The organism is Corynebacterium glyciniphilum AJ 3170, assembly GCF_007673095.1.
Taxonomy (GTDB): domain Bacteria; phylum Actinomycetota; class Actinomycetes; order Mycobacteriales; family Mycobacteriaceae; genus Corynebacterium.
The window spans coordinates 1-274 of record NZ_VDYZ01000223.1; the positions used below are offsets into that span (position 1 = coordinate 1).

General features: G+C 67.5%; 1 protein-coding gene. It reads left to right on the forward strand.

Translation table 11 applies throughout. The features are described 5' to 3' along the window. Nucleotides 1-66: 66 nt before the first annotated feature. The coding region (locus FS507_RS20020) for a hypothetical protein (RefSeq protein ID WP_222121469.1) at nucleotides 67-274 on the forward strand (208 nt) is incomplete at its 3' end.

A 274-nucleotide genomic window follows, 5' to 3' on the forward strand; every position in this document is an offset into this window, starting at 1 on the left:
AGGAGTTTGGGTTGGGGTATTGTGGGGGGTGTGAGTATGGTGGGGGGAGGGCGGGGGTTAGGGGGGGTGGAGGGTGAGGGTGTAGGGGGTGGGAGGGAGATGGTGGTGGGGGGGAAGGGGGTGGGGGTGGGGGATGAGTGGGAGGAGGATGTGGTGGGTGGGGATGTAGTTGTGGGGGAGGTGGAGTGGGTGGGGGAGGGGGGGAAGGGGGTGGGGAGGGGGGAGGAGGTGATGTTGGTGGAGGGGGAAGTGGAAGGGGTGGAGGAGTTGCTGG